Origin of the sequence: Mycobacterium sp. UM_CSW (assembly GCF_000455205.1) — a bacterium.
Taxonomy (GTDB): domain Bacteria; phylum Actinomycetota; class Actinomycetes; order Mycobacteriales; family Mycobacteriaceae; genus Mycobacterium.
Map to the genome: position 1 here is coordinate 23,402 of NZ_AUWQ01000119.1, position 16,056 is coordinate 39,457.

Sequence of the window (16,056 nt, forward strand, 5' to 3'; positions counted from 1 at the left end):
CTGGTTCTGATACCAGGGCGGTGGCTACGGTGAATGACGTGGCTATCCGACTTGGTTTGCAGATTCCCAACTTTTCCTACGGCACCGGGGTGGACAAGCTCTTCCCCACTGTTATCGCCCAGGCTCAAGAAGCCGAGGCGGCCGGATTCGATTCGGTCTTCGTCATGGACCACTTCTACCAACTGCCCATGCTGGGCGATCCCGACCAGCCGATGCTGGAGGCCTACACGGCGCTGGCCGCCCTGGCTACCGCGACCGAACGGGTGCAGCTGGGCACTCTGGTGACCGGCAACACCTACCGCAACCCGACGCTGCTCGCCAAGATCATCACGACGCTGGACGTGGTGAGCCAGGGCCGGGCGATCCTGGGCATCGGCACCGGCTGGTTCGAGCTCGAGCACGACCAGTTGGGCTTCGAATTCGGCACCTTCACCGACAGGTTCAATCGTCTCGAGGAGGCGCTGCAGATCATCCTGCCGATGATCAAGGGCGAGCGGCCGACCTTCTCCGGCAAGTGGTATCGGGCCAAGGAGGCGGTGGCCAATCCCCGCTTCCGCGACCACATTCCGCTGATGATTGGCGGCAGCGGCGAGAAGAAGACGATCCCGCTCGCCGCGCGCCACTTCGACCACCTCAACGTCATCGCCGGGTTCGACGAGCTGCCCGCCAAGCTGAAAGTCGTGCGGGAGCGCTGCGAGGAGATCGGCCGCGACCCGGCCACGCTGGAGACCAGCACGCTGACCACCGCGGTCGTCGACGAGAACTTCAACGCCGACCAGATCCCCGCCGAGATGACCCAGCGCGCGGTGGTCGGCAGCGCCGAGTCGGTCGCCGACCAACTCAAGACGAAGGTGCTCGACGCCGGGATCGACGGGGTGATCATCAACATGCCGTTCTACACACCCGGCACCATCGCCGCGGTCGGCGAAGCCTTGCGCCCGATCGTGGGGCTGTAACGCAAAACGCATCGCGGATCGGGCATGACGAGTATCACGTCCACTCGACCAGCCCCGATGCGTGATGTGGTTCATTACACATGCTTACGATCTGGGTTTCGGGGTATCGCCTTCACTAGCGTGGCAGCTAACTGGAATCGCGCGTCCAGCGACCCCGATCAGGAGCAACCCGAACATGAGCACGCAGGCAGAAACCACTGCTGCACCCGACCGTCGCCACCAAGTCGTCATCATCGGATCGGGATTCGGCGGGCTCAACGCGGCAAAGAAGCTCAAGCACGCCAACGTTGACATCAAACTGATCGCGCGCACCACCCACCACCTGTTCCAGCCGCTGCTGTACCAGGTGGCCACCGGCATCGTGTCCGAAGGCGACATCGCCCCGCCCACCCGCGTGATCCTGCGCCGGCAGCGCAACGTCCAGGTGCTGCTCGGCGACGTCACGCACATCGACCTAGAGGGGCAGTTCGTCGTTTCGGATCTGCTCGGCCACACCTACGAAACCCCTTACGACACACTGATTGTCGCGGCCGGCGCCGGCCAGTCCTATTTCGGCAACGACCAGTTCGCCGAGTTCGCGCCGGGCATGAAATCGATCGACGACGCGCTGGAGGTGCGGGGACGAATCCTCAGCGCCTTCGAGCAGGCCGAACGGTCCCGCGACCCGGAACGACGGGCCAAGCTGTTGACGTTCACCGTCATCGGGGCCGGTCCCACCGGCGTCGAAATGGCCGGGCAGATCGCCGAATTGGCGAATCACACCCTGAAAGGGTCTTTCCGCCACATCGATTCGACCCGCGCGCGGGTGATCCTGCTCGACGCCGCCCCCGCGGTGCTGCCGCCGTTCGGCGAGAAGCTCGGGGAACGCGCGGCCGCGCGGCTGGAGAAGATGGGCGTGGAAATCCAGTTGGGGGCGATGGTCACCGACGTCGACCGCAACGGCATCACGGTCAAGGACTCCGACGGCACGACCAGGCGCATCGAATCCGCGTGCAAGGTGTGGTCGGCCGGGGTTCAGGCCAGCGGGCTGGGCATGGACCTCGCCGAGCAGTCGTCGGTCGAAGTCGACCGGGCCGGACGGGTCAAGGTGCTGCCGGACCTGTCCATCCCCGGGCACCCGAACGTGTTCGTCATCGGCGACATGGCCGCCGTCGAGGGTGTGCCGGGGGTTGCGCAGGGAGCCATCCAGGGCGCCAAGTACGTCGCCTCCACGCTGAAGGCGGAACTCAACGGCGCCGATCCGGCCGAGCGCGAACCGTTCCAGTACTTCGACAAGGGCTCAATGGCCACGGTGTCGCGGTTTTCCGCGGTGGCCAAGATCGGCCCGCTGGAGTTCAGCGGCTTCATCGCCTGGCTGATGTGGCTGGTGCTGCACCTGGTGTACCTGGTCGGGTTCAAGACCAAGATCAGCACGCTGCTGTCGTGGACGGTCACCTTCCTGAGCACCCGGCGCGGCCAGCTCACCATCACCGAACAGCAGGCGTTCGCCCGCACCCGCCTCGAACAACTGGCGGTGGCGGCTGCCGAGGCCAAGCGCCCGGCCAGGCGGGCCAGCTAACCGTCCGGCCGGTCGGATCGAGGGGTGCCGACCGGCTCGGCAGGGGATTCTTTTGCGGCACAGCGGCTTTCGGCCCGAATTGGGCCTGTCTGAGCTAGGCGCAGTCTTCGAACGTTGGGTGTGAATCGTCGGCGTTGCGAGTGCGCCCTGGGCGGGAAAAACGCCGAAACCCCGCCCTGCACACACATTGAAAACCACCACTGCACACTCAAAGCCCTGGGCGGGCGTCCGGAACGTCTATGCCTCGAGGTTCTGCAGCCGCACCTGACCCCGGGCCACCACCCGATCGTCGTCGTCGGTGATGGTGACCAGCCACAGCTGCTGGCGCCGGCCGCGGTGGATCGGCTCGCCGGTGCCGTACACCATCCCGGAGCTGATCGAACGCAGAAAATCGGTGTTGTTGTTGACGCCGACCACGTTGCCGCCGTCGCCCTTGGCGTTCAGCCAGGTGTAGGCGGCCACGCTGGCCATGCTCTCGATCACCGAGCAGTAGACGCCGCCGTGCACGAGGCCCATGGGCTGCAACAGCTTCGGCGTGACCTCCAGCTGTGCCCGGACGCGGTCCGGGGTGAGTTCCGTGTAGTGCAGCCCCAATTCGCCGTCAAACGGCGCGGTGAAGTTCGGGGGCAACGGCGCATCGGGTGGCGGTGGCACGCTCTTTTGTCTACACCATCGGCGAGCCGGGCCGTCGGCTTGCGAGTGCCCTGCCCCGCAAAAACGGGCGAGCCCCGCGCTGGGCGCGGGGCTCGCCGATCGAGTAGACCGGGGGTCGCTGCAGCCCTCAGGACTCGCCGCGGTCATGTCGCTCGACCGCCATCAGCATAGGCAAGGCTGCCCTAATTTCGCAAGGTATGGTTTCGCTGTGTACAGGGGACGTCGTGCCCGGATAGATACGACGGCCGGTAGTAAGCGAGTACGCTGGTTCTGACGCTCAGGAGATGAACGCACTATGGCCAAGTTGACCCGGCTAGGGGATCTGGAACGCGCGGTGATGGACCATCTGTGGTCCACGCCGGAGCCCCAGACCGTCCGTCAAGTCCACGAAGCGTTGTCGGCGCGACGCGACCTCGCCTACACCACGATCATGACCGTGCTGCAGCGGCTGGCCAAGAAGAACCTGGTCTCCCAGATCCGCGACGACCGCGCCCATCGCTACGCGCCGGTGCACGGCCGCGACGAGCTGGTCGCCGGGCTGATGGTGGACGCGCTGGCTCAGGCCGAAGACTCCGGGGGCCGGCAGGCCGCACTGGTGCACTTCGTCGAGCGCGTCGGCGCCGACGAGGCGGAGGCGCTGCGGCGTGCGCTGGCCGAACTGGAAGCCAATCCGCGCAACCACGCCCCGTCGGCTGGCGCGCCAGCGCAGGACTGAGGGAGACTGGCAGCGTGTCCGCGCTGGCCTTCTCCATCCTCGCGGTGCTGTTGGTTGGTCCGGCACCCGCTTTGTTGGCACGCGCGACGTGGCCGCTGCGCGCCCCGCGTGCCGCGATGGTGTTGTGGCAGGCCGTCGCTCTCGCCGCGGTGCTCTCGGCGTTCAGCGCCGGCATCGCGATCGCCAGCCGGGTGCTGGTGCCCGGCCCCGACGGGCGGCCGACCGCCAGCGTCATGGGCGCCCCGGACCGGCTCGGCTGGCCGCTGTGGGCGGCATACATCGCCGTCTTCGCGCTGACCGTGTCGGTCGGCGTCCGGTTGATGGTCGCGGTCGCGCGGGTGGCCATCGCCAATCGGCGACGGCGGGCCCACCACCGCATGGTCGTCGACCTGGTCGGGGTCGGCCACGGCGCGGCCCTCGCCCAGCCCTGCGCCAACACCCGCGATCTGCGCGTCCTGGACGTCGCCCAACCGCTCGCCTACTGCCTGCCGGGCGTGCGCAGCCGCGTGGTGGTCAGCGAGGGAACGCTGAAAACGCTCGGCGACGCTGAGGTCTCGGCCATCCTCACCCACGAGCGCGCCCATCTGCGGGCCCGCCACGATTTGGTGCTGGAGGCTTTCACCGCGGCGCACGCCGCCTTCCCGCGGTTCGTCCGCAGCGCCAACGCGTTACGCGCGGTGCAACTGCTCGTCGAGCTTCTGGCCGACGACGCCGCGGTGCGCGCCACCGGGCGCACTCCCCTGGCCCGGGCCTTGGTCGCCTGTGCATCGGGTCGGGCGCCGTCGGGCGCGCTGGCGATGGGCGGTACCAGCACGGTGGTGCGGGTACGCCGGCTGTCGGGCCGCGGCAACAGCCTGATGCTGGCGGCCACCGCCTACCTGGCCGCGGCCGCGGTATTCGTGGTACCCACCGTGGCGCTGGTGGTGCCATGGCTCATCGAGCTGCGCCGGCTGTTCAACGTCTAGCGTCGGAGTGGGCCAACACCCTGGGATGCCTCTCGGAGTCGGCTGTGCCACAGTGTGATCCGACAGCTTGTCGGAAGAGTTCTGCGACCTGAGAGGCCAAGCCATGAGTTCGTCGAGTCCACAGACTGGTACCGCGCAGATCGGCGTCACCGGCCTCGCCGTGATGGGTTCGAACATCGCCCGCAATTTCGCCCACCACGGCTACACGGTGGCGCTGCACAACCGGTCCGTCGCCAAGACCGACGCACTGCTGAAAGAGCACGGCGACGAGGGCAAGTTCGTGCGCTCAGAGACCATCGAAGAATTCCTCGACGCGCTGGAGAAGCCCCGGCGGGTGCTGATCATGGTCAAGGCCGGCGACCCGACCGACGCCGTCATCAACGAGCTCGCCGACGCCATGGAGGAAGGCGACATCATCATCGACGGCGGCAACGCCCTCTACACCGACACCATCCGCCGGGAGAAGGCGATGCGCGAGCGCGGCCTGCACTTCGTCGGCGCCGGCATCTCCGGCGGTGAGGAGGGGGCGCTCAACGGGCCGTCGATCATGCCGGGCGGCCCGGCCGAGTCCTACAAGTCGCTGGGCCCGCTGCTCGAGGAGATCTCCGCGCACGTCGACGGCGTCCCGTGCTGCACCCACATCGGCCCCGACGGCTCCGGCCACTTCGTCAAGATGGTGCACAACGGCATCGAGTACTCCGACATGCAGCTGATCGGCGAGGCCTACCAACTGCTGCGCGACGGGCTCGGCAAGTCCGCGCCCGAGATCGCCGACGTCTTCGCGGAGTGGAACAAGGGCGACCTGGACAGCTACCTGATCGAGATCACCGCCGAGGTGCTGCGCCAGACCGACGCCAAGACCGGCAAGCCGCTCGTCGACGTGATCCTCGACGAGGCCGAGCAGAAGGGCACCGGGCGCTGGACGGTGAAGTCGGCGCTGGACCTGGGGGTCCCCGTCACCGGCATCGCCGAGGCGGTGTTCGCTCGCGCCCTGTCGGGGTCCGTCACCCAGCGCAAGGCCACCACCGGGCTGGCGTCCGGTCAGCTCGGTGAAAAGCCAACCGACGCAACGCAATTCGTCGAGGACGTCCGGCAGGCCTTGTACGCGTCGAAGATCATCGCGTACGCCCAGGGGTTCAACCAGATTCAGGCCGGCAGCGCCGAATACGACTGGGGCATCACGCCGGGCGACCTGGCCACCATCTGGCGCGGCGGCTGCATCATCCGGGCGAAGTTCCTCAACCGCATCAAGGAGGCGTTCGACGAGGACCCCGACCTGCCGACGCTGATCGTCGCGCCCTATTTCCGCGCCGCGATCGAGGCCGCGATCGACGGCTGGCGCCGCGTCGTGGTGACCGCCACCCAGCTGGGCATCCCGATCCCGGGCTTCTCCTCGGCGCTGTCCTACTACGACGCGCTGCGCACCGAGCGCCTGCCGGCGGCGCTCACCCAGGGGCTGCGGGACTTCTTCGGCGCGCACACCTACGGCCGCATCGACGACGACCCGGACAAGCGCTTCCATACCCTGTGGAGCGGGGACCGCAGCGAAGTGCCCGCGTAGCGGCCTGCGTGTAGAAGGGACCAAAGGGGGCAAGCCCAATCACATGAGGTTTCTCGACGGGCATCGACCCGGGTACGACCTGACGTACAACGACGTCTTCATCGTGCCGAACCGCTCCGATGTGGCGTCGCGCTTCGACGTCGACCTGTCCACCACGGACGGCTCCGGCACCACCATCCCGGTCGTCGTCGCCAACATGACCGCGGTGGCCGGGCGGCGCATGGCCGAGACGGTCGCGCGGCGCGGCGGCCTGGTGATCCTGCCCCAGGATCTGCCGATCCCGGCGGTGCAGCAGACGGTGGATTTCGTCAAGAGCCGCGACATGGTCCTCGATACCCCGGTGGTACTCGAGCCCGACGACTCGGTGTCCGACGCGATCGCGCTGATCCACAAACGCGCCCACGGCGTCGCCGTCGTGGTTTTCGAGGGCCGCCCGATCGGCTTGGTCACCGAGGCGTCGTGCATCGGCGTCGACCGCTTCACCCGGGTGCGCGACGTGGCCGTGACCGACTTCGTCACCGCCCCGGTGGGCGCCGAGCCGCGCAAGATCTTCGACCTGCTCGAGCACGCCCCCATCGGTGTCGCGGTGGTGACCGGCGCCGACGGCACGCTGGCGGGCGTGCTCACCCGCACCGGGGCGGTCCGCGCCGGGCTGTACACGCCGGCCACCGACGCGCGCGGGCGGTTGCGCGTCGGCGCGGCGGTCGGCATCAGCGGCGACGTGGGGGCCCGGGCGCGGTCCCTGGCCGAGGTCGGGGTGGACGTGCTCGTCATCGACACCGCGCACGGGCATCAGGTCAAGACGCTGGAGGCGATCAACGTGGTCGCGTCGTTGGATCTCGGCCTGCCGCTGGCCGCGGGCAACGTGGTGTCGGCGGAGGGCACCCGGGACCTGCTGGGCGCGGGGGCGACCATCGTCAAGGTGGGCGTCGGGCCCGGCGCGATGTGCACCACCCGGATGATGACCGGCGTCGGGCGCCCACAATTCTCCGCCGTCCTCGAATGCGCTTCCGCCGCAAGGAAACTCGGCGGGCACGTGTGGGCCGACGGGGGCATCCGGCATCCGCGGGACGTTGCGCTGGCGCTGGCCGCGGGGGCGTCGAACGTCATGATCGGGTCGTGGTTCGCCGGCACCTACGAGTCGCCCGGCGACCTGATGCGCGACCGCGACGACCAGCCGTACAAGGAGAGCTACGGCATGGCCTCCAAGCGGGCCGTCGTCGCCCGCAGCGGCGCCGAGACCGCGTTCGACCGAGCCCGCAAGGCGTTGTTCGAGGAGGGCATCTCGACGGCCCGGATGGGGCTGGACCCCGACCGCGGCGGCGTCGAGGACCTGATCGACCACATCACCTCCGGGGTGCGCAGCACCTGCACCTACGTCGGCGCCTCCACCCTGGAAGAGCTGCACGAGCGGGCCGTCGTCGGGGTGCAGTCGGCGGCGGGGTTCGCCGAGGGCCATCCGCTGCCGTTGGGTTGGTGAGCGCGCCGCGGTCGTGCTGCCGTCCGCACGCGTTGGCTACCATGTGAATTCATGTGAGTCGCGGCCGGCAGCAAAGCGCTGCGCCGCATCGAGGGAAAGGCATGACGTGCCGCAGGCACGCGTCGGGGCCCGCATATTGATCCGGGCATCGTCCCCGGGATCTGGGTCATGAACGTCGCCGTCACCCTGATCAGCCTCGTCGCCATCGCGCTGCTGATCTTCGCCAACGGGGTGTTCGTCGCGGCCGAGTTCTCGCTGACCGCCCTGGACCGCAGCGTCGTCGACTCCAACGCGCGCCTCGGGGGCCGGCGCGACCGCTTCATCCAGCGCGCCCAGCAGCGGTTGTCGTTTCAGCTCTCCGGCGCCCAACTGGGCATCTCGATCTCCACGCTCGCGACCGGGTATCTGACCGAGCCGTTGATGGCCGACCTGCCGCATCCGGCGCTGAGCGCGATCGGCATACCGAACCGGCTCACCGACGCCGTCCTCGCGTTCCTGGCGCTGGTGATCGTGACGTCGGTGTCGATGGTGTTCGGCGAGCTGGTTCCGAAATATCTCGCCGTGGCGCGCCCGCTGTCGACCGCTCGTGCCGTCGCGGGCGTCCAGTTGCTGTTCTCGACGATCTTCACCCCGGCCATCCGGTTGACGAACGGCGCGGCCAACTGGATCGTGCGCGAGCTGGGCATCGAGCCGGCCGAGGAGCTGCGCTCGGCCCGCTCGCCGCAGGAGCTGGCGTCGCTGGTGCGCAACTCGGCCCGCAGCGGCACGATGGACGCCGCCACCGCCGCCCTGGTGCGGCGATCGCTGCAGTTCGGCGAGCTGACCGCCGAGGAGCTGATGACGCCGAGGTCGAAGATCGTCGCGCTGGAAACCGACGAGACGGTCGCCGACCTGGTCGCCGCGGCCGCCGACTCCGGCTTCTCCCGCTTCCCTATCGTCGACGGCGACCTCGACGAGACCGTCGGCATCGTGCACGTCAAGCAGGTGTTCGCGGTGCCGGCGGCCGAGCGCGCGACCACCCTGCTGACCACGCTCGCGCAGCACGTGCCGGTGGTCCCGTCGACCCTGGACGGCGACGCCGTGATGGCCGAGATCCGCGCCAACAGCCTGCAAACCGCGATGGTCGTCGACGAGTACGGCGGCACCGCGGGCATGGTGACCGTCGAGGACCTGATCGAGGAGATCGTGGGCGACGTCCGCGACGAGCACGACGACGCCACCCCGGACGTGGTGGCGGCCGGCGCCGGCTGGCGGGTGAACGGGCTGCTGCGCATCGACGAGGTGGCCGCCGCCACCGGATTCAGGGCCCCGGAAGGGCCCTACGAAACGATCGGCGGCCTGGTGCTGCGCGAGCTCGGCCACATCCCCGTGGCCGGGGAAACCGTGGAGCTGACCGCGCTGGACCCCGACGGCCTGCTGGACACCTCGATGCGCTGGCAGGCGACCGTGGTTCGGATGGACGGTCGCCGCATCGACGTGCTCGAGCTACAGGAGCTGGGCAGCCGGGCCGAAACGCCCGCGGGACGGGGCCCCTCGTGAACGACGCACTGGGAGTCCTGCTGGCGATCCTGCTGATCGGCGTCAACGCGTTTTTCGTCGGCGCGGAGTTCTCGCTGATCTCGGCGCGCCGCGACCGCCTCGAGGCGCTGGCCGAGCAGGGCAAGGCGAGGGCCGTGGTGGTGATCCGCGCCGGCGAGCAACTGTCGTCCATGCTGGCCGGGGTCCAGCTGGGGGTGACGGTCGCGTCGCTGCTGCTCGGCCGCATCGGGGAGGCCGCGGTCGCCAGCCTGCTGCGCTCGGCGTTGGGCCTCACCGGCTGGCCCCCGGCGCTGCTGCACACGCTCTCGCTGGCGATCGCGCTGGCGATCGTCGTGACCCTGCACGTGCTGCTGGGCGAGATGGTGCCGAAGAACATCGCGCTGGCCGGCCCCGAGCGCGCCGCGATGCTGCTGGTGCCGCCCTACCTGGCGTACGTGCGTGCGGCCCGGCCGTTGATCGCGTTCTACGACAAGTGCGCCAACGTGGTGCTGCGCGCGCTGCGGGTCGAGCCCAAGTCGCAACTCGACGTCGCGGTTTCCACCACGGAGCTGCGGGTGATGATCACCGAATCCGTGTCCGAGGGGCTGTTGGACGCCGAGGAGCACGGCAGGCTGACCCGGGCGCTGCAGCTGCGCTACCGCCGCGTCGGCGATGTGGCGCGGCCGCTCGCCGAGATCCGGGCGGTGCCGGTGGCCGCGGCGGGCTCCGGGCCGACCGTGGGTGCGGTCGAGGAGGCCCTGGCGCAGAGCGGTTATTCGCGGTTTCCCGTCGTCGACCCCGACGGGAAGTACATCGGTTACCTGCACATCAAGGACGTGCTGACGCTCGACGACGACCCGAACACGGTGATCGACCGGGCCTGGGTGCGACCGCTGCCGCAGGTCCCGACGTCGCTGCCGCTGGCCGACGCCCTGTCGCGGATGCGGCGCAGCAACAGCCATCTGGCTCTGGTCACCGACGACAGCGGCGCGGTGGTCGCGATGGTGGCGATGGAAGATCTGGTCGAGGACCTGGTCGGCACCATGCGCGACGCGTAGTGCCGCTGCCCACGAATCGGGCCGCAGCCCGTATGATCGCCAAGGCTGCCGGGCCGGATAGCGATCGTCGCGGTTCGCCGCGGCGCCATAGTCGGAGCTCTTAGCGCGCGCCTGACCTGCTGTTGAAGGTCGGGCGGATGACGTCCGGCAACCCGCCGGTCGGTACGCTGAAGGCAATGCGTGTTGAGGGTCAGTGCGGTGTTACTCGGCCCACTATGGAGGAGAAAAATGACTGATCGCGTGTCGGTGGGGAACCTGCGCGTCGCCCGAGTGCTCTACGACTTCGTGAACAACGAGGCCCTGCCCGGCACCGACATCGACCCGGACAGCTTCTGGGCCGGCGTCGACAAGGTCGTGGCCGACCTGACCCCGCAGAACCAGGATTTGCTGAACCGCCGTGATGAGCTGCAGGCCCAGATCGACAAGTGGCACCGGCACCGCGTCATCGAGCCGATCGACGCCGAGGCGTACCGCGAGTTCCTCGTCGAAATCGGCTACCTGCAGCCCGAACCCGACGACTTCACCATCACCACCTCGGGCGTCGACGACGAGATCACGACAACCGCCGGCCCGCAGCTGGTGGTGCCGGTGCTCAACGCGCGGTTCGCGCTCAACGCGGCGAACGCTCGCTGGGGTTCCCTCTACGACGCCCTTTACGGCACCGACGTCATCCCCGAGAGCGACGGTGCGGAAAAGGGATCGAGCTACAACCGGGTTCGCGGCGACAAGGTGATCGCCTACGCGCGCGGATTCCTCGACCAGGCCGTCCCCCTGGCGTCGGGCTCCTGGGCCGACGCGACGGGCATCAGCATCGCCGACGGCCAGCTGCAGATCACCCTCGATGCCGAGGCGGAGCCCGTCGGGCTCGCGAGCCCAGAGAAGTTCGTCGGGTACAGCGGCGAACTCGGGTCCCCCAGCTGGTCGGTGCTGCTGGTCAACCACGGACTGCACATCGAGATCCTGATCGACCCCGAGTCCCCCGTCGGCGCCACCGACCGGGCCGGCGTCAAGGACGTCGTCCTGGAATCGGCGGTCACCACGATCATGGACTTCGAGGACTCGGTGACCGCCGTCGACGCCGACGACAAGGTGCTGGGCTACCGCAACTGGCTGGGGCTGAACAAGGGCGACCTGGTCGAGGAGGTCAGCAAGGGCGGCAAGACCTTCACCCGCGCGCTCAACGCCGACCGCACCTACACCACGCCCGACGGCGGTGAGCTCACCCTGCCCGGCCGCAGCCTGTTGTTCGTCCGCAACGTCGGGCACCTGATGACCAACGACGCCATCGTCTCCGTCGGCGATGGCGACGAAGAAAAAGAGGTTTTCGAGGGCATCATGGACGGGCTGTTCACCGGCCTGACCGCGATCCACGGGCTGCGGACCGGTGAGGCCAACGGCCCCCTGACGAACAGCCGCACCGGTTCCATCTACATCGTCAAGCCCAAGATGCACGGGCCCGCCGAGGTTGCGTTCACCTGCGAACTGTTCAGCCGCGTCGAGGACGTGCTGGGCCTGCCGCAGGGCACCCTCAAGGTCGGCATCATGGACGAGGAACGCCGCACCACGGTCAACCTCAAGGCGTGCATCAAGGCCGCCGCCGACCGGGTGGTGTTCATCAACACCGGCTTCCTCGACCGCACCGGCGACGAGATCCACACCTCGATGGAGGCCGGCCCGATGATCCGCAAGGGTGCGATGAAGAACAGCACCTGGATCAAGGCCTACGAGGACGCCAATGTCGACATCGGGCTCGCCGCCGGGTTCAAGGGCAAGGCCCAGATCGGCAAGGGAATGTGGGCGATGACCGAGCTGATGGCCGACATGGTCGAGCAGAAGATCGGCCAGCCCAAGGCCGGCGCCACCACCGCGTGGGTGCCGTCCCCGACGGCGGCCACCCTGCACGCGATGCACTACCACTACGTGGACGTGGGCGCCGTGCAGGAGGAGCTCGCGGGCAAGAAGCGCACCACCATCGAGGAGTTGCTGACCATTCCGCTGGCCAAGGAATTGGCTTGGGCGCCAGAGGAAATCCGCGAGGAGCTCGACAACAACTGCCAGTCCATCCTCGGCTACGTGGTGCGCTGGGTGGAGCAGGGCGTCGGCTGCTCGAAGGTGCCCGACATCCACAACACGGCGCTCATGGAGGACCGTGCCACCCTGCGGATCTCCAGCCAGCTGCTGGCCAACTGGTTGCGCCACGGCGTGATCACCAGCGAAGACGTTCGCGCCAGCCTGGAGCGGATGGCGCCGCTGGTAGACCGGCAGAACGAAGGGGACCCGGTTTATCGGCCGATGGCGCCCAACTTCGACGAGAGCATCGCCTTCCTGGCGGCTCAGGAGCTGATTCTGTCCGGGACGCAGCAGCCCAACGGCTACACCGAGCCGATCCTGCACCGGCGCAGGCGCGAGTTCAAAGCTCGCGCCGCGGGTGCGTGAAAACGGCCCGACATGCGGTAGGTAACGCGGTCCGATGACTAGAATCTGCGCCGAGTTCACAAGTCACGCGACGAGTCGACGGGAAGGCGGCGGGCACCGGTATGGGTAGGCACAGCATGCCCGACCCCGAGGATTCCGTCGACGAGCCAGCTGACGAATACCTCGCCGACGATGCATACCCGGCCGACGACACAGGTCAGCACCACCGCGAGGCCGGCCTCCCGGACTATCCGAGCGGCGACGACTACGGCGCGGTGGACTACTCCGGCGCGGACTACTCGCACGAGGACCCCTACGCGACCGACGACACGTTCGCGTCCGGCCCCGACGACGCGTATCCGGAATTCGCCGCCGGCCCGGCGAGCACGCCGCCACCGGCCGCCCCGTCGTCCCGCTTCGGCGGCGGCCACCGCGGGCTCGGTGAACGGCTCGGCGGTCACCGCAGCGACGGCGGACGCCGCGGCGTCAGCATCGGGGTGATCGTCGCGCTCGTCGCCGTCGTCGTCGTGGTGGGCACGGTGATCCTGTGGACCTTCTTCGGTGACGCGTTGTCGCACCGCTCGCACACCGCCGCCGCCCAGTGCGTGGGGGGCAAGGAGACGGTCGCCGTCATCGCCGACCCGTCGATCGCCGATCCGGTGCAGCAGCTCGCCGAGAGCTACAACGCCACGTCCGGCCCGGTCGGCGATCACTGCATGGTGGTGAGCGTCAAACAGGCCGGCTCCGACGCCGTCCTGGGCGGGTTCGCCGGCAAGTGGCCGGCCGACCTGGGCGGCCAGCCGGCGTTGTGGATCCCGGGCAGCTCGATCTCGGCCGCGCGGCTCGCCGCGTCGGGTCAGAAGATCACCGAAAGCCATTCCCTGGTCACCTCGCCGGTCATGCTCGCCGTGCGCCCGGAACTCGGCCAGGCCCTGGGCAATCAGGGTTGGGCGGCGCTGCCCGGCCTGCAAACCAACCCGAATTCGCTGGCCGGGCTGAACCTGCCGGCGTGGGGGTCGCTGCGGCTGGCGCTGCCGATGACCGGCAACGCCGACGCGTCGTTGCTGGCCGGCGAGGCCGTGGCGGCGGGGGCGGCCCCACCGGGTGCACCGCCGACCCAGGGCGTCGGTGCCGTGCGCACGCTGCTGGGCGCCCAGCCCAAGCTCGCGGACAACTCCCTGACCGAGGCGCTGAACGCGCTGCTCAAGCCCGGTGACGCGGCGACTGCGCCGGTGCACGCCGTGGTCACCACCGAGCAGCAGCTGTACCTGCGGGGCCAGGGGCTGTCCGATGCCAAGAGCACGCTGGCTTCCTGGCTGCCACCCGGCGCGGTGCCGGTCGCCGACTATCCCGCGGTGCTGCTGGGCGGCTCCTGGGTGAACCAGGAGCAAGCCTCCGCGGCCAACGGCTTCGCCCGCTACATGCAGAAGCCCGAGCAGCTCGCGAAGCTGGCCAAGGCCGGCTTCCGGGTCAGCGGCGTCAAGCCGCCGAGCAGCCCGGTCACCAGCTTCGCGGCGCTGCCGTCCACCCTGTCGGTGGGTGACGACGCGCTGCGCGCCACGCTGGCCGAGGCGATGACCGCGCCGTCCAGCGGGCTGGCCGCGACCATCATGCTCGACCAGTCGATGCCCGCCGACGAAGGCGGAAAGTCGCGGCTGGCCAACGTGATCGGGGCGCTGCAGGACAAGATCAAGTCGTTGCCGGCCAGCGCCGCCGTCGGGCTGTGGACCTTCGACGGCCACGAGGGGCGCTCGGAGGTGACGAGCGGACCGCTGGGCGACCCGGTTAACGGCCAGCCGCGCTCGGCGGCGCTGACCGCCGCGCTGGACAAGCAGTATTCGTCGGCCGGCGGCGCGGTGTCGTTCACGACGCTGCGCCTGCTCTACCAAGAGGTGCAGACCAATTACCGCGCCGGCCAACCGAATTCGATACTGGTGATCACGTCGGGGCCGCACACCGACCAGACGTTGGACGGGCCGGGGCTGCAGGACTTCATCCGCAAGAGCGCCGACCCGGCCAAGCCGATCGCGGTCAACGTCATCGACTTCGGCGCCGACCCCGACAAGGCCACCTGGGAGGCCGTCGCCCAGCTCAGCGGCGGCGGCTACCAGAACCTCACCACGTCGGCGTCCCCCGATCTCGCCGCGGCCCTCAGCACCTTCTTGAGCTGAGGGCGCCCGACTCGCCGCGAGCGTAACCTGGCTGCGAAAAACCGGGCCGAGATTCGCCGTGCGGTTACGCTCGCGAACGAGAGCTTGTCACCCCTCCGGAATACGATCGTCGCGTTGCCCGAAGGGAGCGCCATGAAGATCGATTTCACCCCGGATCCCCGCCTTTATCCGTTTGAGTCGCGCTGGTTCGACAGCTCACGCGGGCGGATGCACTACGTCGACGAGGGGGACGGCCCGCCGATCCTGCTCTGCCACGGGAATCCGACGTGGAGCTTTCTGTACCGGAACATCATCGTCGCGCTGCGCGGCCAATTCCGTTGCATCGCACCCGATTACCTCGGCTTCGGGCTGTCCGAGCGACCCGCCGGATTCGGATACAAGATCGAGGAGCATGCCCAGGTCGTCGGCGAGTTGGTCGATCACTTGGGCCTCGACGGCTATCTGACGATGGGCCAGGACTGGGGCGGGCCCATCAGCATGGCGGTCGCCGTCGAGCGCGCCGCCAGGGTCCGCGGCGTCGTGCTGGGCAACACCTGGTTCTGGAAGACGGACGAGCTGACGACGAAGATCTTCAGCCGCGTGATGGGCAGCCCGCCGATGCAGTGGGCGATCTTGCAGCGCAATTTCTTTGTGGAGCGCCTGATTCCGGCGGGGACTCAGCACCGCCCGAGCGAGGCGGTGATGGAACACTACCGGGCCGTGCAGCCCACCGCCGAGGCGCGAAGAGGCGTGGCCGAGATGCCCAAACAGATCCTGGCGGCGGAACCCTTGCTGTCGCGGCTCGGGCGGGAGGTGCCCGCCCGGCTCGGTGCCAAACCCGCGCTATTCGTCTGGGGGATGAAGGACTTCGCGTTCAGGCCGGGCCCTACGCTGCCGCGGATGCGGGCGGCGTTCCCGGATCACGTCGTGGTCGAGCTGCCCGACGCGAAGCACTTCATCCAGGAGGACGCGCCCGACCGGATCGCGGCGGCGATCATCGAGCGCTTCGGCTAGTGGCGATCGCGA

The 16,056-nt window shown here is 69.0% G+C and carries 12 protein-coding genes; 11 read left to right on the forward strand and 1 reads right to left on the reverse strand.

What is annotated here, in order from left to right:
- The first annotated feature begins 38 nt into the window (after window positions 1-38).
- Window positions 39-956: an LLM class F420-dependent oxidoreductase gene (locus tag N415_RS27840; RefSeq protein WP_068188797.1), complete on the forward strand. Its 918-nt coding sequence runs from the start codon at window positions 39-41 to the stop codon at window positions 954-956.
- A 175-nt stretch (window positions 957-1,131) separates the two neighbouring features.
- Window positions 1,132-2,514: an NAD(P)/FAD-dependent oxidoreductase gene (locus tag N415_RS27845; RefSeq protein ID WP_068188764.1), complete on the forward strand. Its 1,383-nt coding sequence runs from the start codon at window positions 1,132-1,134 to the stop codon at window positions 2,512-2,514.
- Between the two features lie 237 nt (window positions 2,515-2,751).
- On the opposite strand, the gene N415_RS27850 is transcribed toward N415_RS27845, so the two are convergent.
- A complete protein-coding gene (locus tag N415_RS27850; RefSeq protein ID WP_068188767.1) occupies window positions 2,752-3,168 on the reverse strand; it encodes a PaaI family thioesterase in 417 nt (138 codons plus the stop codon).
- A 295-nt stretch (window positions 3,169-3,463) separates the two neighbouring features.
- Between N415_RS27850 and N415_RS27855 the strand changes: the two genes are divergently transcribed.
- The 9 genes from N415_RS27855 to N415_RS27895 all read left to right on the forward strand — a co-directional run bounded on the left by N415_RS27855 (window position 3,464) and on the right by N415_RS27895 (window position 16,044).
- The gene (locus N415_RS27855; protein ID WP_068188770.1) at window positions 3,464-3,883 is read left to right on the forward strand and encodes a BlaI/MecI/CopY family transcriptional regulator; all 420 of its coding nucleotides are present in this window, start codon (window positions 3,464-3,466) and stop codon (window positions 3,881-3,883) included.
- A 14-nt stretch (window positions 3,884-3,897) separates the two neighbouring features.
- A complete protein-coding gene (locus N415_RS27860) occupies window positions 3,898-4,848 on the forward strand; it encodes a M56 family metallopeptidase (protein WP_068188773.1) in 951 nt (316 codons plus the stop codon).
- Between the two features lie 103 nt (window positions 4,849-4,951).
- Entirely contained in the window at window positions 4,952-6,409 is a 1,458-nt protein-coding gene (gene gndA, locus N415_RS27865) for an NADP-dependent phosphogluconate dehydrogenase (protein WP_068188777.1), read from the forward strand.
- Between the two features lie 43 nt (window positions 6,410-6,452).
- Complete coding sequence (locus tag N415_RS27870) at window positions 6,453-7,889, forward strand: GuaB1 family IMP dehydrogenase-related protein (RefSeq protein WP_068188780.1); 1,437 nt, start codon at window positions 6,453-6,455, stop codon at window positions 7,887-7,889.
- 168 nt (window positions 7,890-8,057) lie between these two features.
- Window positions 8,058-9,428, forward strand: a complete 1,371-nt coding sequence (locus N415_RS27875) for a hemolysin family protein (RefSeq protein WP_068188783.1) — start codon at window positions 8,058-8,060, stop codon at window positions 9,426-9,428.
- Window positions 9,425-10,465 (forward strand): hemolysin family protein, encoded by a 1,041-nt coding sequence (locus N415_RS27880; RefSeq protein WP_068188784.1) that lies wholly within the window; start codon window positions 9,425-9,427, stop codon window positions 10,463-10,465. The genes N415_RS27875 and N415_RS27880 overlap by 4 nt, the downstream gene beginning before the upstream one ends.
- 228 nt (window positions 10,466-10,693) lie before the next feature.
- Entirely contained in the window at window positions 10,694-12,901 is a 2,208-nt protein-coding gene (locus N415_RS27885; RefSeq protein ID WP_068188787.1) for a malate synthase G, read from the forward strand.
- A gap of 101 nt (window positions 12,902-13,002) precedes the next feature.
- Window positions 13,003-15,051 carry a substrate-binding domain-containing protein gene (locus N415_RS27890; protein ID WP_068188789.1) on the forward strand — a complete coding sequence of 683 codons (2,049 nt, stop codon included), beginning with the start codon at window positions 13,003-13,005 and terminating at the stop codon, window positions 15,049-15,051.
- Window positions 15,052-15,183: 132 nt separating this feature from the next.
- Entirely contained in the window at window positions 15,184-16,044 is an 861-nt protein-coding gene (locus tag N415_RS27895; RefSeq protein WP_068188793.1) for a haloalkane dehalogenase, read from the forward strand.
- Window positions 16,045-16,056: the final 12 nt, after the last annotated feature.